Below are 19,319 nucleotides of genomic sequence, written 5' to 3'. Positions count from 1 at the left end.
GCTGCCTCAACTCGCACGGCGGCTTCCCTCCACAAGCTACAAGCCACCCGCCACAAGCCCTACTTCGGGAACGTCCCCGCCCGCACCACGACCAGACTCGCCGGGTTCACGTACTTCCGCAGGGCGTCCCGCGCCACCTCCGGCGTGACGGCCTTGATCTTCGTCTCCAGGTCGGCGCTGAAGGCGTAGGTGCGGCCCAGGTAGAGCTGGCGCGTGAGGCCCGAGGCGAGGTTGGCGTCCTCGCTGCGGGAGACACGCGTCTCCTGAAGGATGGCGGATTTGGCGGCCTCGATCTCCTGCGCGGTGAAGCCCTCCTGCCGGGCGCGGTCGAGTTCCTCGCGCATCGCCGTGGCGACCTGGGAGGTCACGTTCGGGTTGAAGATCGCGTAGGAGGTGAAGGACCCCTTCTCGTCCTCGCTGGAGACGTTCACGCCGCCGCCCGCCCCGTAGCTCAGACCGTCACGTTGCCGCAGTCGGTTGAACAGCCGCGAGTCGGTGCCCGAGCCGAAGACACGCATGGCGACGGCGAGGGCCGCGTAGTCGGGGTTGTCGTCGCGCAGCGGGAAGTTCAGCCGCGCGAGGTAGATCGCGTTCGCCTTGTCGGGCACGTTGAGCACCAGGTCCTGCGTCTGCGGGGTGGTGAGCGGCAGGATCACCCGCTGGTAGGGCACGCCGCTCGTGAAGCCGTTCAGAATCTCCGGGATGGCCGCCCGGATCGTCGCCGGATCGAAGTCGCCGACGACCGAGACCTGCGCCTTCGCCGCGCCCCACACGTTGCGGTAGTAGTCGCGCACCTGCGCGAGCGTCACGGCCCGCGTGTCCGCGATCTCCTCGTCGAGGGTGGGGACGTAGGTGAGGTCGCCGCGCTTCGCGCCCGCCGGCATGAACGCCCGCCCGAGCGCCTGGCTGGCGACGGTCTCCGGGTCGCTGCGTCCGGCCTCCAGCCCGTCGAGGCTCGACTTCCTGATCTCCTCGAAGTCGGCCTCGGGGAAGGTCGGCTCGCGGAGGACCTTGCGAACGAGGGTCAGCGCCTCCGGGAGGTTCTTGCGGTCGGTGCTCAGGCGCACGGTCGCGCCCGTCGCGCTTCCTGTCACGGTGAGGCGGGTCCGCAGCGTCTCCAATCGGTCGGCGAGCTGCTGGCGCGTCAGGCCCGTGCTTCCGCGCGTCAGGAGGGGCGCGATGAAGTCCGCCGCGTCCTTGCCCGTGCGTGCCGTGTCGGGGTTGCCGAAGTTGAGGCTCAGGGTCATCTCGACCCGCTCGCCGCGCGTCCGCTTGGGCAGCAGGGCTACGTCCGCCCCCGCCACCTTCTCGCGGGTGACGCGGGCTTCGAGCGCGGCGGGTTCGGGCGCGATGGTCTCCCCCGCCGCGAGGCCCGCCCGCCCCTGATACCCCTTCAGCAGCTCGGCGGCGCTCGGCGCGGGCGTGATCGCCACCCGGTCGGGCTGGGCGGTCGGGACGAAGGTGCCCAGCGTGCGGTTGCTCGGCTTGAGGTACGCCGCCGCCACCCGCGCCACGTCGGCGGGCGTCACCTTGTCGATGTCGTCGCGCAGCTTGAACAGCAGCCGCCAGTCGCCCGCCGCGATGTACTCGGAGAGGGTGACGCCGACCTCCTCGGGCTTGGTCAGCAGTTGCTCGTAGCCGCTCACTACGCGGGTACGGACGCGGGCCACGTCCTCCTCGGTGAAGGGCACCTTGCCCGCCCCCTCCAGCGTGGAGAGCAGGGTCGCCTGCGCGGGCGCGAGGTTGTCGTCCTTGCCGAGGACGGCGGCGTACATCATCAGGCCGGGATCGGTCGCGCTGTTCGTGAGGCTGCCGATGGCCGTCGCCTGCTTGCTCTGCACCAGGGCCTTGTACAGCCGCCCGGCGGGTTCGTCCGCGAGAATCTGGTCCAGCACCATCAGCGCGGGCATGTCGGGGTGGCGCACGCTCGGCATGTGGTACGCCGCGAGGACGATCTGCTCGTCGCCCACCCGGCGCACGGTCAGGCTGCGCTCGCCGTCCTGCGCGGGTTCGGCGGTGTACAGCGGCGGCAGGGTGCGGAAGGGCCGCCGAATCTTGCCGAACTCGGTGGCGAGCAGGTTCAGCGCCGCGCCCGGCTCGAAGTTTCCGGCGAGCGTCACCACCGCGTTGTCGGGCTGGTAGTACCGCTGGTAGAAGGCCCGCAGGCGCGACACGGGCACGTTCTCCACGTCCGAGCGGTTGCCTATGGTGGCGTTGCCGTAGTTGTGCCAGTCGTAGGCGACCGATTGCGTCTGCTTGTACAGCAGCCCGAAGGGGCTGTTCTCGCCCGACTCGAACTCGTTGCGAACGACCGTCATCTCGGTCTTGAGGTCTTCCGCGCTGATCCTGGAGTTGACCATGCGGTCGGCCTCCATCCCCACCGCCCACGCGAGGTTGTCCCCGGTGTTCGTCAGCGTCTCGAAGTAGTTCGTGCGGTCCTGACTCGTCGTGCCGTTGAAGTCGGCCCCGCGCTTGCCCAGGCTCTCCAGAATGTTGCCGCTCGTCGGCGTGCCCTTGAAGACCATGTGTTCCAGCAGGTGCGCCATGCCCGTCTCGCCGTAGCCCTCGTGGCGGCTGCCCACCAGGTACGTCACGTTGAGGGTGAAGGTCGTCTTCGACGTGTCGGGGAAGAGCAGCACCCGCAGGCCGTTGCGAAGGCGGTACTCGCGGATGCCCTCCACCTCGGAGATCAGGGTCACGCCGGCGGGGAGGGCTGCCTGGGGAGTGGCGGTCGGCGCGGGTGCGGCTTGTGGTGCGGGCGCTGTCTGAGCGGAGGCCGCCCCCGTCAGGAGGGCAAGGGTGAGGAGCAGGCTTCGGCGCAGGGGGTTGGGTCCAGTGGGTCGCATGGTTCCTCCGGGGCGTGGGATGGCTTGGGATGGGGTGCTGGTCCTGAGCCTAATGCTTTGGCGGGTGGTGTTAAGCGGAACAGGGCACGTTCGCCGGGGTGGGGTTGTCCACATGTCTTGGAGCAGGGCATCTTGCTTCGGTTTGCCCCCACCCCCCAGCCCCCTACCCCCAGAGGGGGCTGGGGGCGCTGCGCTGGGCAAGGGCCTGTTGACCGCGCCCGTGATCGAGTCCTCGGCGTGGCAAGGTCTGATCTTGGTGCGCTCTAGCCCACCCAGGGAGCTGCGCGAGCAAGGCGTGGTGGTGGCCTGGGCTGTCGGTTCACGGGCAAGGATTGGTCATCGAGAGTGACGGTTGTTAGAGGGCAAAAGCACAGGCATCTTTTCTCCCTCTCCCCTCGTGGGAGAGGGCCGGGGTGAGGGGGCGACGTGACGACCCCACCACTCAACACTCACGAACAGCACTTTTGCCCCTCGGCCCTCGTGAGGGAGGCTGGGAGGGGGGAAACGAGGCGACCGGGCCGCGCCCCTCACCCCGCACCTCCCCAAAAAGAAAGCCGCGCCATCCTGACGCGACTCCTCCCCAAAATCCTACCGACTCAACTGCCCTGCCGCCGCCTCATCCAGAAACCACACCGGGTCCTGCACGCCCGCTACCGGGTAGTTCCCCTCCCCGGCCTGCACCTCGCGCAGGATGCCCGACTTGCCCGCCCCGGTGACGAGGAGCCAGCGTTCGCGGGCCGCGTTGATCTCAGGGTAGGTGAAGGTCAGCCGCCCGGTGTCCAGCTTTGGAACCCAGTTCGCCGCCACCCGTCCCCCCGCCGTCAATGCCGCCGTACCGGGGAAGAGGCTCGCCGTGTGGCCGTCGTCGCCCATGCCGAGAAGCACAAGGTCCATCTTGGCGGGCAGCACTCCTTCGTATGTGCTCGCGGCCTCCTCCAGCGGGCGGCGTTCTCCCTCCATGCGGTGAATCTGGCCCGCCGGAATGGGGACGTGGGCGAGCAGTTCGTCCCGTGCGGCCCCGTAATTGCTCTCCGGGCTGTCCGGTCCCACGCTCCGCTCGTCGCTGAAATAGACGTGGACGGCGGGCCAGGGCACGCCAGCCATCCCCCGAAGCGTGCGGTACATCAGCCGGGGCGTGTTGCCCCCCGCCAGCGCGACGTGGAAGGCCCCCCGTGCCGTGACCGCCTCCCGCGCCGCCCGCACGAACGCCTCCGCCCCCGCCCGCGCCGTGGCCTCCGGGGTGGGGAAGACGCGGAGGTTCATGGGCGGCCCCCGCTGAAGGGGCAGAAGGCGGAAGGCGAAAGGCAGAAGGCGTCCCGCCCCTCCCACTGACCACTAACCCCTGACCCCTGACCCCTCATCCCAGACTTCCCTTCGCCAGCGTCCACGCCCGCTCGAAGATTTCGCGGCGCTCCGGGCGGGCCATCACGCGGGCCAGACCCTCGGCGAGGCTCATGGCGGGCACGTTGATCTCGGTGTGCCGGTCTATCCCCGGCCAGTGGCAGTGGGTGCGGGCGATGTCGTCGTCGGCGGCGCTCAGGGTGAAGCGCACCCCCTCGCCCGACAGCTCCACACCGCACAGGTCGCCGTTCTCGCGCCCGCAGCGGGCGGGGCGGAACTCCACGGTGCCCAGGTCGCGCCAGCCCAGCGTGCTCGCCACCCACCCGGCGAAGAGGCGGGCGGGCAGGTCGTTCCTCCCCGCGTAGCGTACGGTGAGGCGGTCCACCCCCGGCAACTGCCGCGCCGCGTCGGGCGAGTCGAACAGTTGCGCCAGCGCCTCGCGCCAGCCCGCGCTGCGGCTCCAGCCCAGGTCCGCCAGCGCGTAGTGCCGCGCCGGGGGAATGTTCAGCGTCAGGCTGTCCGCGATGACCTGATCGGCGATATCGGTGAGTTCGGAGAGCAGCACCCCCTCCGGCTTGGTGTCGGCCCCCCACCACACGTGGTTGACGGTGGCCGGGCGCAGCAGCGGCAGGATCGCCCCCTGAAGCTGCTCGGGACTCGCCCCCAGCGTCAGCCGCTCGATGTACAGCCCGCCCCGCTGCGGCACGAGGCTCGCGTGGACGATCACATCGCCCGAGCCGTCCATCACCCCGATGATCTGCCGCCCCGCGTAGCGCCCCTCCAGCCCCGCCAGCGCCTCGGCCACCCGCTCGCGGTGCTTTTTCACCGTCAGCGCCACGATATTCCCCGTATACGCCCGCGTCTCCACGTCCGTCTGCGCCCACAGCTCGTCCAATGTGGCCTGCGCCCGCCGCACGGTGGTCTCGACGGGACCGAGGGGGCGAAGGTCCGTTGCCGTCGTCATAGGGGACCTCCTCTGGAGCGACCAGCGGCCAGCTTCCAGCCGCCAGCAGAGAAGTTTGAGCTGGCCGCTGGTGGCTGGCGGCTGGAAGCGCCCCTCACAGCCTCCTCCAGCGCCGATCCGGCCCGATCAGCCTATCCGCCGCGTCGGGTCCCCAGGTGCCGGAGGGGTAGTTGGGGAACTCGGGGGCCGCCGCGCCGTCCCACGCCTCCAGAATGCCCGAGACGATCTGCCAGGCGTGGTCCACCTCGTCCTCGCGCGGGAAAAGGGTGGCGTCGCCGATCAGGGCGTCGAGCAGCAGGCGGGAGTAGGGGCTTTCGAGCTGTGCCCCGAAGGCGTCGTAGCGGAAGTCCATGACGACCTCGCGCAGCACCATCTCCTGCCCCGGCGACTTGGAGGAGAACTTGAGGCTCACCCCCTCGTCGGGCTGGATGCGGAAGGCCAGCACGTTGCGCTCCAGCCCGCCGGGAAAGATGCCGAGCGGCGGGCGCTTGAAGACCACGGCGATTTCCGTCACCTTTTTCGGGAGCCGCTTGCCCGTCCGCAGGAAGAAGGGGACGCCCTGCCAGCGCCAGTTGTCCACCTCCAGCCGCGCGGCGACGTAGGTGGGGGTGGAGCTACCTTCCTTGACGTTCGGCTCCTCGCGGTAGCCGGGCACCGTCTCGCCGTAGAGGGTGCCGGGGCCGTACTGCCCGCGCACGGCGACCTCCTTCACGCGGCCCCGTGGAATGGGCTTGACCGCGCGCAGCACCTTCACCTTCTCGTCGCGGATGGCGTCGGCCTCGAAGGCGGCGGGCGGTTCCATCGCCGTGAGGGTGAAGAGCTGCATGAGGTGGTTTTGCAGCATGTCGCGCACCACCCCGGCCTCCTCGTAGTACCCGGCGCGGCCCTCCAGCCCCAGGTCCTCGGCGGCGGTGATCTGCACGTGGTCCACGTAGCCCCGGTTCCACAGCGGCTCGAAGATGGCGTTGCCGAAGCGGATCGCCATCAGGTTCTGCACCGTCTCCTTGCCGAGGTAGTGGTCGATGCGGTAGACCTGCGACTCGTCCCAGACGCGGTGGATGGCGTCGTTGAGTTCCCGCGCGCTCTGGAGGTCGCGCCCGAACGGCTTCTCGATCACGAGCCTGCGCCAGCCCTCCGACTGGTCGGCCAGTCCCAGCCTTCCCAGCCCCGCCGAGATCGGCTCGAAGAGGCTGGGTGGGGTGGAGAGGTAGAACAGGGCGTTCTTGCGCCCGCCGTGCGCGTCCTGCGCCCGGTCGAGTTCCCGGCCCACGAGGTCGTACACGTCGTCGCCGCCGAAGTCGCCGAACTCGTAGTACAGCAGCTCGCGGAACTTCTCCAGGCTGCCGGGCAAGATGGCGTCGGTCTCCTTGCTGGATTTCAAGGCTTCCACCGCGAAGTCCTTGAACGCCTCGTCCGTCATGTCCTGCCGCCCGACGCCGACGATGTTGAAGGCACTGCCCAGCAGGCCGTCCTGCCATAGCCCGAACACGGCGGGCAGCAGCTTGCGCCGCGCGAGGTCGCCCGTCACGCCGAAAATCACCAGCGTCGCGGGTTCCGGCGCGCGGCTGCGGCGCATCATGGCTCGGAAGGGATTCTGCCCGTCCTCGCCCGCCTTTGCGCCGGGAGTGCGCTTGCGGGTCCGCCTGGGCTTGGCTGGAGGTGCGGGCTGGGCCACGTCCACGTCCTGCGCGGCCTCCTTCCTCGTCACGGCCTCGCCGACGCCACCGGTGGCCGATGCCTCCACAGCCTGGTTGCGCCTCCGGGTCACGTGTCCCCCAGGACCCGCTGCTGCCCGGTCTCCCCGAGCTGCTCGGCCTGCCCCTGGCTGCCCGTGTCGGTCGTGGTGGAGGCGGAGATGTTCTCGGGGGCGGCGGCTTTGGGATGGTCGCCCGGCTGGACCTCGGGCACGACCGTATCCTGCCGGGCCACGTCCAGCACCTTGACCGCGTGGCCGCCGAAGGCCCGCCGCATCGCCGAGAGCATCTGCCCGGCGTAGCTGACCTCCTGCTGCGAGCGGAAGCGCATCTGGGTGGCGAGGGTGATGACCGGCGCGGGCACTCCCAGCTCGATGGAGTCGATGACCGTCCAGCGGCCCTCGCCCGAGTCGGCCACGTAATCCGAGAGCGACGAGAAGTCGGCGGCGTTGGAGAGCGCCTCGGCGGTGAGGTCGAGCAGCCACGAGCGGATCACCGAGCCGTGACGCCACAACTCCGCGATCTGGGCCATGTCCAGCCCGAAGTCCTCGCGCGCGTGCAGCAGCTCGAAGCCCTCGGCGTAGGCCTGCATCATCCCGTACTCGATGCCGTTGTGGACCATCTTGACGTAGTGGCCCGATCCCGTCGGCCCCATGCGGCCCCAGCCCCGCCCCGGCGCGGGGGCCAGCACCTCCAGAATGGGGCGCAGCCGCTCGACGGCCTCCACGCTGCCGCCCACCATCATCGCGTAGCCCTCGGTCAGCCCCCAGACGCCGCCCGACGTGCCCACGTCCACGAAATGAATGCCCCGCCGCCCCAGCTCCTCGCCCCGGCGCATGGTGTCCTTGTAGTTGGAGTTGCCCCCGTCGATGATGATGTCACCGGGTGAGAGCCGCTCCGCGAGATCATCGATCACCGCCTGCGTGATGGCCCCCGACGGCACCATGACCCACACCGCCCGCGTGCCCGGCTCGCCGAGCGCCGCGATCAACTCGTCTACCGTGCGCGCCCCCTGCGCCCCCTGGGACTCAATGAGCGCCACGCTCTCCTCGCTGCGGTCGTAGCCCACCACCTGCTGCCCGCCCTGCGTCAGCCGCAGCACCATGTTGCCGCCCATCTTGCCCAGCCCGACCATGCCCATCTTCATGCGCGTCCTCCCCTGGGTGAAGGAGGGCCGTGGAAAGGCTTCCAACCTCCACCCTGACTGAGGGGCATCATACGCGCGGGGCAGGGTTGGACTTTCTTAAGGGAGGGGAGCCGGGAATGGGCGGGAGATCAGACCTCGAAGCCCAGCTCGCGCAACTCCTGCGGCGACCGCCCCTGCTGCCGCTCGATGAAGGGCAGGGCGGAGTAAGGGTCGCGGCGGTACTCCTCGAACGTCTCCTCGCTGATCTGGAGGCAGGCCATATAGCCCAGGAAGCCGCACTCCACCGGGAAGAGGAGGCAGGGTTGGCCCGTCTGCGGATGCCGCCCCAGCGAGAAGCGCAGGTCGCGGTAGATCGTCTCGTCGTTCAAGCGCACGCCGACCCCCTGACTACCGCTTGCGCCGCGCCGCCTTCGCCGCCTCCCGTGCGGCCTTCTTCTCCTCCTGCTGCCGCTTCTGCATCTCGCGTCCCATGTCCTCTATCAGTTGCGCGCCCTGGGCGTCCACCTGCCGCTGCAACTCCAGCAGGGTGGTGCCGACCATGTTCTGCAAAACGCGCTCCACGGGCCTGCGGACCCACTTGTAGCGCACCCGGCCATTCACGGTCAGCGTGACCTCGGTGCCGCCCGGAATCGCCTTGAACGTCCAGCCCTGCGTCAGCCGCTCCAGCGGGCCGACGTGCCGCACGCTCTCCCAGCCGCCGCGTAGCGGAGCCTGAAGCTGGCCGTACTTCGCCGTGAACGCGAGGCCCAGCAGCCGCCGCGAGAACTTGAAGCGCACCCGCGCATTGTTCGCCAGCCGCCCGTCCCCACCCTCGTACTCCGCCCGCGTCAGGTTGGGGTCCCACCTGGCCCGCCGTTTCGGCTCCAGCGCCAGCCGGTACAGCACGTCCGGGCGCGACCGGACCACGATGCTCTGCCTGATGTGGATGGGTTCGGACATGGTTGGGAGTCACTGTAGCGTGTGGCGTGTGGCCCGTCGCTTGTGGAGGTCGCCTTCTACAAGCGACGCGCCACGGGCGACAGGCCTCTCAGTCCAGATACTCCCGCGCCCGCAGGTGAGAGGCCCGCAGGTTGAAGCGCTCGGCGTGCTTGGCCCCGCACAGGCGGCCCAGTTGTGCGCGGCCCTCGCGGTACTGGTCGGCGGTCCAGGTCCACTTGTAGAAGTCCTGGTAGTAGGCCATGACCTCGGCCCCCACCTCCAGCGTGTCGGAGATGTCCACGAGGACCTCGGGGTAGGGGCTGGCGGGCGCGTAGTACTGATAGAAGCGCACGGGGTCGCGCCACGCGGCGAGCCGGGTCATGTCCTCGCCGCTCTCTACCGCCTCGTCGCCGCTGAGGTCGGGGGCCGGGGGCATGGCGGCCCCCCCGCCCGACTCGTTGACGATCTTGGGGATGCGGGCGAGCGTGATCGCGTCGAAGGCGATCCTGGCCGTCATCCGGTGGTCGGGGTGGGGGTGGTCGTCGCTCCACGTGATGACCGCGTTGGGGCGGAACTGCGCGTACAGCCGGGCAAGTTGCAGCGCCTCGGCGCGGCCCCCCGTCATTCGGCTGTCGCCCATGTCGAAGAAGTGGTGCCGTGCCCCGATGCGCCCGGCCACCCACGCGCCATGCTCGCGCCGCACCCGCGTCACCTCCTCGTGGGGCGCGTCCCCGAACTGCGAGGCGAGTTCCCCCATCGTCGTCCACACCAGCATCACCTCGTCGCCGCGCGCCGCGTGTTTCGCCAGCGTGCCGATGCAGCCGATCTCGTCGTCGGGGTGGGCAAAGACGGCCATGATTCGCATGGGGGACAGGATAGGTCAGTGGTTCGTGGTCAGTGGTCAGTGGAAAGAACGAGAAAAGAGAGGGGCACCACCCGTCCGCCCCTCGCCTTTTCTCCACTCACCGCAAAAACCGTATTCGCCCCGGATACCGGTACGCCCGCCCCTGAGTCACCCGGATCACGGCCAGCACCATCACCACGAGGGGAAAGGCCCACAGCACCACGCTCGCCGGGATGACGAAGGCGAACAGGGCCGCCAGCGAGCCGAAGAGGGCGAAGGCACCGAGGTCGGAGGCCCCCGCCGCCGCCCCGAAGGCCCCGCCGAGCAGCCCGAGGCTGAACAGGGCGAGGGAGAGCAGCCCGAAGAGGAGCGAGTACAGCCACACGCTGAGCTGGAAGTTCAGCGCCTCCTTGCCCTGCGCGTCCAGCCCCCGGCTGCGGTCGCGGAAGGCCAGCCACGCGGCGAGCGGCCCCAGCACGTTCCCCAGCACGGGCAGCACGAACCCCAGCAGCGGCGACAGGTGGATGAGCAGCGCGGGCGTCCGCTCGGGTTCGGGGATGGCGGGGAGGTTCATGGGGACTCCGGGCGGTCGTGGGTTGAGTGGGAGGGAAAGACGATTCTTTCCAGGGAACGCTTCCACAAATCAGGGGGGCTTCTTTTGCCCCTCCCCCTTGAGGGGGGAGGCCGGGAGGGGGTGAGCGGGCCTGGCGTCCCCAGAACATGAGTCCAGAACGTAGGGCCATCCTCTGTGCGACACGCCAAGTCGTGCAGACGAACACTCCCCGACGCACCTCCGGCAGAGACGGAACCGAACGCACGCTGAGTCATGTGCTTGACACTACGGGGCACGGCTGCCTACAGTTCCGGGGTTATGACCCGGCCCGGCGGCAGACCGCCCTTTCGCAAGTCCGCCGCGCAAAAGGCGCAGGACGCGGCCCGTGACCTGCTGCCCATCAAGGCGGGGATCCAGCCGGAGCGGCCCGTCGCCGGGGAACTCGTGGACCTGTACAGCGACGGCGCGTGCGACACAGGGGCGGGGCACGGCGGCTGGGCGACCATCCTCAAGTACCGGGGCCAGGAACTCGTCCTCAGCGGCCACGAGGAGGGCACCACCAACAACCGCATGGAATTGCGCGGCCTGCTGGAGGGCCTGAAGACGCTCAAGCGCCCGTGTCAGGTGCGGGTCGTGACCGACAGCCAGTACCTCCGCAAGGCGTTCACCGACGGCTGGATTCTGAAGTGGCAGCGCAACGGCTGGAAGACGGCGGGCGGCGAACCCGTCAAGAACCGCGAGCTGTGGGAGGAACTGATCGCGCAGGCGAAGGCCCATGCCCTCACCTTCGTCTGGGTGCGCGGCCACGACGGGCACGAGGAGAACGAGCGGGTGGACAAGCTCGCCGTGCAGGAGCGCAAGAAGCTCAGGAGCGGGTAGGACGGGGGCGTCCCTTCTCTCCACAACCTGCCGCGTCCCTCTGCCCACCGTCAAACGGGATCGAGGATGGACGGCCCACCCCTGCTGTGACCGGGTGATCGCCTGATCCGATGCCCGGTGGCCCTTCTCCCGAATTGCTCATTCCCTGTTCATGGAAGAATCCGGCAGGAACATTTGTTTTTGTATCCTGCCCACCTCTCCTGAGAGAAGCGCACATCTGTGCGACTCCTCACAGCGCCCGTCCTACACTGCCCGGCGATGTCCCTCCCGTCCTCCTCTCCTTCCTCCTCCGGCTGGAAGACGTTTTTCGCGTTGTGGGCCTCGCAGTCGGTGAGCCGGGTGGGCGGCGCGGTCGCGTACTTCGCGCTGATCATCTACCTCGCGCAGACGCTCTATCCCGCCGAGAGCCAGAAGCCGCAACTCGCGCTGGCGACGGGCGCGGTGTTCATCATCGCCACGTCCCTCGCCGTGATCCTCGCGCCGATCACGGGGTCCATCGCCGACCGCCATGACCGCCGCCGCGTGATGCTGCTGTGCGACGTGCTCTCCGGCCTCGTGACGCTGGGTGTGGCTGCCCTCATGCTCACCACGACCCTCCCGCTGTGGGCGCTGCTGCTGTACGTGGTCGTCACGCAGGCGCTGGACATCACGCACGAGGCGGCCTTCGAGACGAGCTACGCGATGCTGTTGCCCGACGACGCCCTGACCCGCGCCAACGGGATGATGCAGACCACCCGCACCTTCAGCGGCCTCGTCGGGCCGACGCTCGCCACGCTCCTCATCGGCCTGCCCGCGCTGCTCGCCCGTGGGGGGGGCGGTGGCTGGCTCGCCTCCCTGCGCGACGGAGTGCCCTTCGCCCTGCTCGTGGACGGGGTGAGCTTCCTCGTCGCCGCCGCCGTCCTCGCGCGCCTGAGCATCCCCAGCCCGCCGCTCGCCGAGAACCACGGGGGGGCCGTCGCCAACGTGAAGGCCGACACCCGCCTCGGCTGGACCTACCTCCTCCAGCGTCCGCCCCTGCTGCACCTGCTCGTCACCTTCGCGGTCCTGAACCTCGCGCTCGCCGCCGTGCCGAGCTATCAGGTCCTCCTGACCCGCTTCACCCTCGCGCCCGACCTTCAGGCACGCGGGGTGAGTTTCGCCGCCGGGCTGGCCCTCATCCAGACGGTGACGAGCGCGGGCATGTTCCTCGGCGGCCTGACGATCTCGGCGTGGGGCGGGTTGAAGCGGCACAAGGTTCTCGGCATCTTCGTCCCCATCCTGCTCATGGGGCTGGGGCTGGTCGGGCTGGGGCTGTCGGGCAATCTGTACGTGACGGCGGCGTTCTTCGCCCTCACCGTCTTCCTGATGCCCGTGGCGAGCGCCCACAGCAACGGCATCTGGCAGGCGCAGGTCCCGCGCGAGATGCAGGGCCGCGTCTTCGCCGTCCGCCGCCTCATCGCCCGCTTCACCGCCCCGCTCGGCATGGCCGCCATCAGCGCCCTCGCCACCGCGCTGCCGCCCGCGCCCGTCATCGCCGTCTTCGGCGTCTTCGTCGCCCTGCTCGCCGCCGTGCAACTCCTCAACCCCGGCGTGCGCCGCGTGGAGGATAGGGCGTATCTGGAGGGGCTGGCGGAGATGCGGGCGGGGGACTGAGAGAGACGGATCGAACTGCATGAAGGAGAACTACGAACCGTGTTGACGCGCAGAATCCTGTCTTGTTGCCTGTGGATGACCCCGCTGCCCGCCCTGGCCGGAGGTGCAGAAAATCATTTCGCTCCGGCGGTGGTACCTTCGCAGGTGGGGAAGCATCCCATAGACCTTGTGTTGACGGCTCCCGCCGTGGCGACCTTCCACTCTCCCGCCGTCTTCATAATGAAGCTAAGTAATAAAGCCGATACGCCGACGATGTTGTATTTGAGCAAGCCCTTTACTCCTGATGTCATCGTATTCGACGAAAAGGGAGTACCTGTGTGGAATTGTTTGAATGGCGAGCCTATAAGGACCATTGCAGCGCCGTACGAGCTAGGGAGGCGTGAGCAGAAGATGTTTGCCTGTCAATGGCGTGTGCTCTCGAACGAAGGTGAGAGATTGGCTCCGGGAACCTATACGGTCGAATCACGTCTGCATTCGGATGACTCGACAGTTAACTTTCTCCTAAAGAGTCAGAGAGTCCAGATAACAATCCGTTGAGTGGAACGGTGAAGCGGCCAGCGGCGAACCCTCCGCCACTGACCACTTCCCACTCACCCTCTCTGCCGTTCCAGCCACCCCGCCAGCCACGGCAGCTTCTCCCTCACCTTGTCCCTCATGCCGCCCCAGTAGCGGCGCGACCAGCCCTCCAGCGTGCGCTGCTTGCCCCGCGCGACGGCCAGGGCACCCTCGGGAACGTCCTCGTGAACGGCGCTGCCCGCCGCGACGAAGGCGGCGTCCCCGACCACGCGCGGGGCGATGAGGGTGGCGTTGGAGCCGATGAAGACGCCCGCGCCGATGCGGGTGGGGTGCTTGTTCACCCCGTCGAAGTTGGCGACGATGGTTCCGGCCCCCACGTTCGTCTCCGCGCCGATCTCCACGTCGCCGAGGTAGGCGAGGTGCCCGGCCTTCACATCCGCCGAGAGCCGCGCGTTCTTCGTCTCCACGAAGTTGCCGATGTGGACGCCCGTGCCCAGCACCGTGCCGGGCCGCAGCCGCGCGAACGGCCCCACGTCGCTACCCGCGCCGACATGCGCGCCCTCCACGACGCTGTGGGCCTTGACGACCACGCCCGTCTCCAGTACGGCGTCGGTGAGGACCGAGTAGGCCCCGACCGTCACCCCGTCGGCGAGGCGCGTCTCCCCGCGCAGGATGACGCCCGGCTCCAGCGTCACGTCGCGCCCGAGGGTCACAGTGTCCTCGATGCGGGTGGTGTCGGGGTCGTGCAGGGTGACGCCCGCCCGCATGTGGGCGGTGTTGATGCGGTGCCGGAGGCTGACCTCCGCCTGCGCGAGGCCGAGGCGGTCGTTGGCCCCCAGCACCTCGTCCACCTCGTCGATGACGTAGGCGCGCACCCGCGCCCCCTCCCCCCGGTACAGGGCGAGCAGGTCGGTGAGGTAATACTCGCCCGCCGGGTTCTCGTTCCCGATGCGCTGGGCGAGACTCGGCGCGCGGCCATCCATCACATACACGCCGGAATTGAACTCGCGCACGGCCCGCTCCTCGGGGGTCGCCGCCTTCTCCTCCACGATACGCATCACGTTGCCGTCCGCGTCCCGGATGATCCGCCCGTAGCCCGTCGCGTCGGGCACCCGGCCCGTCAGGATCGTGAAGGCCGACGCCTGACGATGGTGCTCGGCGATCAGTTCGCGCAGCGTCTCCAGCCGCAGCAGGGGCGTGTCCCCGTACAGCACGAGGATGTCCGCGTCGTCCTCCCCGGCGGGCAGCGCGGCGGCCCCGCAGAGGAAGGCGTGCCCGGTGCCGAGTTGCCGCTCCTGCCGGGCGAACCGGGCACCCGTGCCCGCCAGTGCCGCCTCCACCTGCCCGGCCCCGTGGCCCGTCACCACGACCACGTGGCGCGCCCCCAGCTCCCGCGCGACCTTCACCGACCATGCCACCATCGGGCGTCCGGCGACCGGGTGCAGCACCTTCGGAAGCGCCGATTGCATCCGGGTGCCCTGCCCCGCCGCAAGAATGATCACGTCCAGCGGACGGTTGTCGTTGTTCATCAGCCTGTTCTCCTGTGGGGGCAGTGTACGGGAAGCGGCCAGGATTGAGCTATCAGCTTTCAGCTCTCAGCTCTCAGCCGTCAGCCAGAAGTGGGAAGGGACGGTGAGCCACCTGCGCCCCCGTCCCCTCCCTCGTCTTTTGCTGAAAGCTGACCGCTGACGGCTGACCGCTACCTCGTCTCCGGCTCCTTCCGCAGCCTCAGCAGCAGCACCACGCTCGCCACGATCAGCGGGAAGCTGATGAGGTGCGTGTCGGTCCACAGGCCGATGCCGGGTTCGTTGAGGCCCTGGCTGAGATAGCTCTTGAGAGCGAGGGGGTTGAGGCGGAAGGTCTCCTCCAGCCCGGCGCGCAGGATGGAATACCACAGCCAGAACTGCCAGAAGGCCCAGCCCGCCCGGCGCGACCGCAGCCAGAAGTACGAGGCGACGGCGAGCGCGACTCCGATGAACACGCCGTAGAGCTGGGTGAAGTGGACGGGGGCCGTCATCACGAGCTGCCCGCCGATCTCCTGGCAGTAGCGCGAGAGGTCCATGTCGGGGTTGGGATTGCGGATGCACACGCCGTCGTGGAAAGCGCGCGCCGAGTTCGGCCAGCGGTAGCCCACCGCCCAGCCTGTCACGCGGCCCACCGTGTCCGTGCCGTTCATGATGTTGCCGATGCGCCCGCCGATGATGCCGAACGCCACGCCGGGCACGCACAGGTCGGCGTACTCGTAGAAGTTGAGCTTGTAGCGCCGCGTGTAGTAGATCAGCACCAGAATCCCGCCGATCAGGCCGCCGTGGATGGAGATGCCGCCCTGCCGCAGGTTGATGATGTCGAGGAGGATGCGCGGAAAGGGCGTGCCCGCGAACTGGTCCCACGAGGTCGCCACGAAGACGATGCGGGCACCGACGAGGCCCCAGACGATCATCCACAGGATCATGTCGTTGAAGAGGTCCACGTTCAGGCCGCGCTGCCGGGCCATGCGCGTGCCCACCCACACGCCCGCGACGATGCCCAGCGTGATCAGCACGCCATACCAGGCAATCGTGAAACTGCCGATCTGAAGGAATACGGGGTCCATAAGTCAGGCGCAGTGTAGTTCAAAAGGTGTTGTCAGGCGCTACAGGCAAGAAGAGGCAAAACATCAAAAAATACGGATAGAACGCCGTTTCCTGCTCCTCCCCCCTCGTGGGGGAGGCTGGGAGGGGGGGTGACGTGGCGAACCTCACCCTTCCCAAGAAGAAACCCGGCCAGATCAGCCGGGAAGAGAGTCAGGTTGGCTATCTTCTACGTCCCCAACTGCGCCCCGTCGTCCCCCGTGTCCTCCACCGGGCGCACGCGGAACACGCGCGAGAGGATGACGCCGAGTTCGTACAGCGCATACAGCGGCACGGCGACGAGGAGCATGCTCGCCGGGTCCGGCGTCGGCGTGATGATGGCGGCGAAGAGCAGGATGATGATCAGCGCGAAGCGCCACGCCCGCCTCAACATGGTGTGGTTGACCAGCCCGATGCGCGTGAGGATCACCGCCACGATGGGCAGCTCGAAGGCGAGGCCGAAGGAGATCAGGAAGGTCGTGACCGTGCCGATATAATTGGCGAGGTTGAGGATGGGTTTGACGGCACCGTCGAGGAAGTCCAGCAGGAAGCCGACCATCGTGGGCAGCACGAACAGGTAGCCGAAGACGCCGCCCAGCAGAAACGACAGCCCCGCCCCGACGATGAAGGGCACGGCCCAGCGCCGCTCGGTGGGGTACAGGCCCGGCGCGATAAAGGCCCAGACCTGCCACAGGATGAAGGGGAGCGCCAGCGCCAGCCCCGACCAGAACGACAGGTTGAGGCTGAGCATGAACTGGTCGGTGAGGTTGAGCGTCACCACGTCCACCCGGCCCGCCTGGTACTGCTCGGAGGCACTTAGCGGTCCCTTGAGCCACTCGATCAGGCGGATGCGGAACTGGAACGCCACGACCAGCCCTACCGCGAGGAACACCACGCTGTAGATCAGCCGCAGCCGCAGCTCGTCGAGGTGGTCGAACAGCGGCGCGCTTTTGAGGTCGGCGGAAGAAGGCTTCGTCATGCGCCCTTGCCCCCGACCCTACGCGCGGTGGTCGCGCTCGCCCACCGTCTCCGTGCGGGTCGCGTCCGTCACCACCCGGTCCTGAGTCACGGGGTCCAGCGGGCGGGAGGGCACGTCTGTCACGGTGGGGGTGGAGGCCGGGTCGGGCGTGTGCGTCTCCTTCTTGAACTCCTTGATGCCCTGCCCGAGGCCCTTGCCGAGTTCCGGCAGCTTGCGCGCCCCGAAGATCAGGGCGATGACCACCACGATCAGGATGATTTCCAGCGGTCCGAACGACATAGGGGGTCTCCTTGAGAGAGGAAGAGTGAGGGGAAGTCCCGCGCATGGGCGGCGTGAGGTCAGCCTAGCGCCTGCGCGTGAAGGGGCTGTGCAGAAGCCGGACACCCTGGGGGTGGCTTACCCGTGTGTATGCCCGCGCCGGGTGGACGGATGAGGTGCGCGTTTCTTCATGAACGGGCGGTGGAGCCGTGGGGTCGCCCCTCTCCCTGACGCCTCACCCCTCACCCCTTCCCCCTCAGATGCTCCACCCCCCGTCCACCAGAATCTCCTGCCCCGTGATGTACCCGGCCTCATGGGTGGCGAGGAAGGCGACGGCGGCCCCGACCTCGCCCGGTTGACCAAAGCGGCGGGCGGGGATGCGGGACTGGAGGCGCTCGGCCTCGGCGGGGTCGGTGTGCAGGGCCTTGAGGCGGTCGGTGGCGGTGTAGCCGGGGGCCACCGTGTTGCACGTCACGCCGTCGGCGGCCACCTCCAGCGCGAGCGTCCGCAGGTGGTTGGTGACGGCGGCGCGCATGGCGTTGCTGACGGGCAGATTCACGACGGGCCGCCCGACGCTCAGGCTCGTCACGGCGATGATGCGGCCCCAGCGGCGCTCGCGCATCTCCGGCAGCACGGCTTCCGCGAGGCGCACGGTGGAGAGGAACGTCGTCTCGAAGCCCCGCTGCCACGCCTCCTCGGTCACGCCGCTGGGGAGGGCCGGGGGTGGGCCGCCCGCGTTGCTCACGAGGATGTCGAGCGGACCCGCCGCGTTCGCCGCCTCCACCGCCGCCCTTACTCCCTCCGGCGTGCCCACGTCAGCCACCACCCACCGCGCGCCGATGGTGGCTGCCGCCGCCTTGAGCGCGTCCTCCCCACGCGCCGCGATGGTGACGTGGGCACCCAGCCGCACCAGGGCGTGTGCCGCCGCCAGCCCGATGCCCCGGCTGCCCCCTGTGACGAGGGCGTGCCGTCCTTCCAGCCTGAAGAGGGTCATGGGCACACCGTACTTCACCGGCTTGTGGTGAGGGAGCCGTCAGCGGTCAGCGAGAAAGCTCGGGAGATGTTCGGCTCTCAAGAGTACTCCCCACCGTGACCCCATGCGCCCGGCCTGCACTCCTGCCCGCTAGCATGTCCCCATGAACGTGCCGCGTGTCGCCGTGACCGTGCTGGCGGGGATGAGTGCCGCGCTGATCGCCTACAGCGCCTTTTACGTGCGGGGGGATACGGGAGGCGTGATGCGCTTCCTGCGTGAGCGCGGAGACGTGCGCGACCTCGTGGCGAGTGGAGCCGGGGCCGCCGAGGTGGAGGCGGCGCAGCGGGACCTCGCCGCCCTCGCCGCACAGATCGCCGCGCCGGACTTGGCGCTGCGGATGCTGCCCGTGGCCCTGCTCGTCGGCCTTCTTGTCGGATGGCTGGTGTGGCGGGCGTTCGGGTCGCGGGCGGGGAGCGCCGGGCGCGGCGACGTGCAGGAGCGGATGGTCCTGCGGCTCGCCTACCGTAAGGGCGGGCGCTTCACGCTGGGGGACCTCACCGTGTCCTCGCCGCTGAGCGAGGAGCAGGCGCGGACCGTCACCCGGCGGATGCAGGAGGCGGGGCGGCTGACGCGGGACGGCGAAACCTTCCGGCTGGTCCGGTGAGCGGCGTGGTTCTATCTCCCACTGATCTGGCGCGGTTGCTTGAAGGCGCTCACGGTGGACCGAACCACAGTCTGCGGGCGGCGCTGGCGCTCGTGGACGGGCAGCCGTCGCCCCGTGTGGCGGGGCTGGTCTCGCGGCTTACGGCGAGCAAGCGTGAGGTGTGGCACCGGGTAGCGCACGCGACAGGCACACTTCCGCCGCCGGACGATGCGGGCCTCACACGACTCTCGGAGTGGGAAGGAGAGGCTGTTCTGAAACTTACGCCAGAGCAGTTGGGGCTGTGGGTTACCCACGGGCGGACGATAGAACAAGTGTTGCTCGACCACGCCCGCGAGGTCGTGTGGACGGCGGGGATGATCGCCGTTTACGGGGAGCGGGTACGGATGGCGTGAGGGGTGGTGGGGCAGGGCGTCTTGCCACGGTTTGCCCTCACCCCCCAGCCCCCTCCCCCAGACTTGCAAAGCTGCGAAGCAGAGGGGGCAGGGGGAGTGGCGCTGCGCTA

General features: G+C 69.0%; 19 protein-coding genes. 5 read left to right on the top strand and 14 right to left on the bottom strand.

All coding sequences use genetic code 11. From position 1 onward, the window contains the following. Window positions 1-59: 59 nt before the first annotated feature. From V3W47_RS00190 to V3W47_RS00150, 9 genes are all read right to left on the bottom strand, one after another. The gene (locus V3W47_RS00190; protein WP_331823131.1) at window positions 60-2,846 is read right to left on the bottom strand and encodes a M16 family metallopeptidase; all 2,787 of its coding nucleotides are present in this window, start codon (window positions 2,844-2,846) and stop codon (window positions 60-62) included. Between the two features lie 588 nt (window positions 2,847-3,434). Next, window positions 3,435-4,109: a 6-phosphogluconolactonase gene (gene pgl, locus V3W47_RS00185; RefSeq protein ID WP_331823130.1), complete on the bottom strand. Its 675-nt coding sequence runs from the start codon at window positions 4,107-4,109 to the stop codon at window positions 3,435-3,437. Between the two features lie 94 nt (window positions 4,110-4,203). Beyond that, window positions 4,204-5,151 (bottom strand): glucose-6-phosphate dehydrogenase assembly protein OpcA, encoded by a 948-nt coding sequence (locus V3W47_RS00180; RefSeq protein ID WP_331823129.1) that lies wholly within the window; start codon window positions 5,149-5,151, stop codon window positions 4,204-4,206. A 94-nt stretch (window positions 5,152-5,245) separates the two neighbouring features. Beyond that, window positions 5,246-6,919, bottom strand: coding sequence for a glucose-6-phosphate dehydrogenase (zwf, locus tag V3W47_RS00175; RefSeq protein ID WP_331823128.1), 1,674 nt, complete (start codon window positions 6,917-6,919; stop codon window positions 5,246-5,248). Continuing rightward, window positions 6,916-7,992, bottom strand: a complete 1,077-nt coding sequence (gene gnd / locus V3W47_RS00170) for a phosphogluconate dehydrogenase (NAD(+)-dependent, decarboxylating) (protein WP_331823127.1) — start codon at window positions 7,990-7,992, stop codon at window positions 6,916-6,918. The genes zwf and gnd overlap by 4 nt, the downstream gene beginning before the upstream one ends. A gap of 128 nt (window positions 7,993-8,120) precedes the next feature. Beyond that, a complete protein-coding gene (locus tag V3W47_RS00165; RefSeq protein WP_331823126.1) occupies window positions 8,121-8,366 on the bottom strand; it encodes a hypothetical protein in 246 nt (81 codons plus the stop codon). A 13-nt stretch (window positions 8,367-8,379) separates the two neighbouring features. After that, entirely contained in the window at window positions 8,380-8,931 is a 552-nt protein-coding gene (locus tag V3W47_RS00160) for an SRPBCC family protein (RefSeq protein ID WP_331823125.1), read from the bottom strand. A gap of 88 nt (window positions 8,932-9,019) precedes the next feature. Beyond that, the gene (locus tag V3W47_RS00155; RefSeq protein ID WP_331823124.1) at window positions 9,020-9,775 is read right to left on the bottom strand and encodes a PIG-L deacetylase family protein; all 756 of its coding nucleotides are present in this window, start codon (window positions 9,773-9,775) and stop codon (window positions 9,020-9,022) included. Between the two features lie 97 nt (window positions 9,776-9,872). Beyond that, window positions 9,873-10,328, bottom strand: a complete 456-nt coding sequence (locus V3W47_RS00150; RefSeq protein WP_331823123.1) for a DUF4870 domain-containing protein — start codon at window positions 10,326-10,328, stop codon at window positions 9,873-9,875. A gap of 297 nt (window positions 10,329-10,625) precedes the next feature. Here V3W47_RS00150 and rnhA point away from each other — a divergent pair, with 297 nt between their 5' ends. The 3 genes from rnhA to V3W47_RS00135 all read left to right on the top strand — a co-directional run bounded on the left by rnhA (window position 10,626) and on the right by V3W47_RS00135 (window position 13,355). Next, window positions 10,626-11,186 (top strand): ribonuclease HI, encoded by a 561-nt coding sequence (rnhA, locus tag V3W47_RS00145; RefSeq protein ID WP_331823122.1) that lies wholly within the window; start codon window positions 10,626-10,628, stop codon window positions 11,184-11,186. A gap of 258 nt (window positions 11,187-11,444) precedes the next feature. Next, window positions 11,445-12,818 (top strand): MFS transporter, encoded by a 1,374-nt coding sequence (locus V3W47_RS00140; RefSeq protein ID WP_331823121.1) that lies wholly within the window; start codon window positions 11,445-11,447, stop codon window positions 12,816-12,818. 75 nt (window positions 12,819-12,893) lie between these two features. Beyond that, on the top strand, window positions 12,894-13,355 hold the full coding sequence (locus V3W47_RS00135) for a hypothetical protein (RefSeq protein ID WP_331823120.1): 462 nt from the start codon (window positions 12,894-12,896) through the stop codon (window positions 13,353-13,355). Between the two features lie 53 nt (window positions 13,356-13,408). Here the strand turns inward: V3W47_RS00135 and glmU are convergent, their stop codons facing one another. The 5 genes from glmU to V3W47_RS00110 form a co-directional block, all read right to left on the bottom strand. Beyond that, entirely contained in the window at window positions 13,409-14,863 is a 1,455-nt protein-coding gene (gene glmU, locus V3W47_RS00130) for a bifunctional UDP-N-acetylglucosamine diphosphorylase/glucosamine-1-phosphate N-acetyltransferase GlmU (RefSeq protein WP_331823119.1), read from the bottom strand. A gap of 170 nt (window positions 14,864-15,033) precedes the next feature. Continuing rightward, a complete protein-coding gene (lgt, locus tag V3W47_RS00125; RefSeq protein ID WP_331823118.1) occupies window positions 15,034-15,927 on the bottom strand; it encodes a prolipoprotein diacylglyceryl transferase in 894 nt (297 codons plus the stop codon). Between the two features lie 206 nt (window positions 15,928-16,133). After that, window positions 16,134-16,922, bottom strand: a complete 789-nt coding sequence (tatC, locus tag V3W47_RS00120; RefSeq protein ID WP_331823117.1) for a twin-arginine translocase subunit TatC — start codon at window positions 16,920-16,922, stop codon at window positions 16,134-16,136. A gap of 18 nt (window positions 16,923-16,940) precedes the next feature. Further along, complete coding sequence (locus V3W47_RS00115) at window positions 16,941-17,201, bottom strand: twin-arginine translocase TatA/TatE family subunit (protein WP_331823116.1); 261 nt, start codon at window positions 17,199-17,201, stop codon at window positions 16,941-16,943. A 235-nt stretch (window positions 17,202-17,436) separates the two neighbouring features. Then, window positions 17,437-18,174, bottom strand: a complete 738-nt coding sequence (locus tag V3W47_RS00110) for an SDR family oxidoreductase (protein WP_331823115.1) — start codon at window positions 18,172-18,174, stop codon at window positions 17,437-17,439. A 142-nt stretch (window positions 18,175-18,316) separates the two neighbouring features. Between V3W47_RS00110 and V3W47_RS00105 the strand changes: the two genes are divergently transcribed. Both V3W47_RS00105 and V3W47_RS00100 read left to right on the top strand, forming a co-directional pair. Beyond that, complete coding sequence (locus V3W47_RS00105; protein WP_331823114.1) at window positions 18,317-18,817, top strand: hypothetical protein; 501 nt, start codon at window positions 18,317-18,319, stop codon at window positions 18,815-18,817. 5 nt (window positions 18,818-18,822) lie between these two features. Then, window positions 18,823-19,209 carry a hypothetical protein gene (locus V3W47_RS00100; protein ID WP_331823113.1) on the top strand — a complete coding sequence of 129 codons (387 nt, stop codon included), beginning with the start codon at window positions 18,823-18,825 and terminating at the stop codon, window positions 19,207-19,209. Window positions 19,210-19,319 lie beyond the last annotated feature (110 nt).

It is taken from the genome of Deinococcus sp. YIM 134068 (assembly GCF_036543075.1).
GTDB classification, from domain to species: domain Bacteria; phylum Deinococcota; class Deinococci; order Deinococcales; family Deinococcaceae; genus Deinococcus; species Deinococcus lichenicola.
Note: the sequence above shows the minus strand (reverse complement) of the source record. Positions and strands in the feature narration are given on the sequence as shown.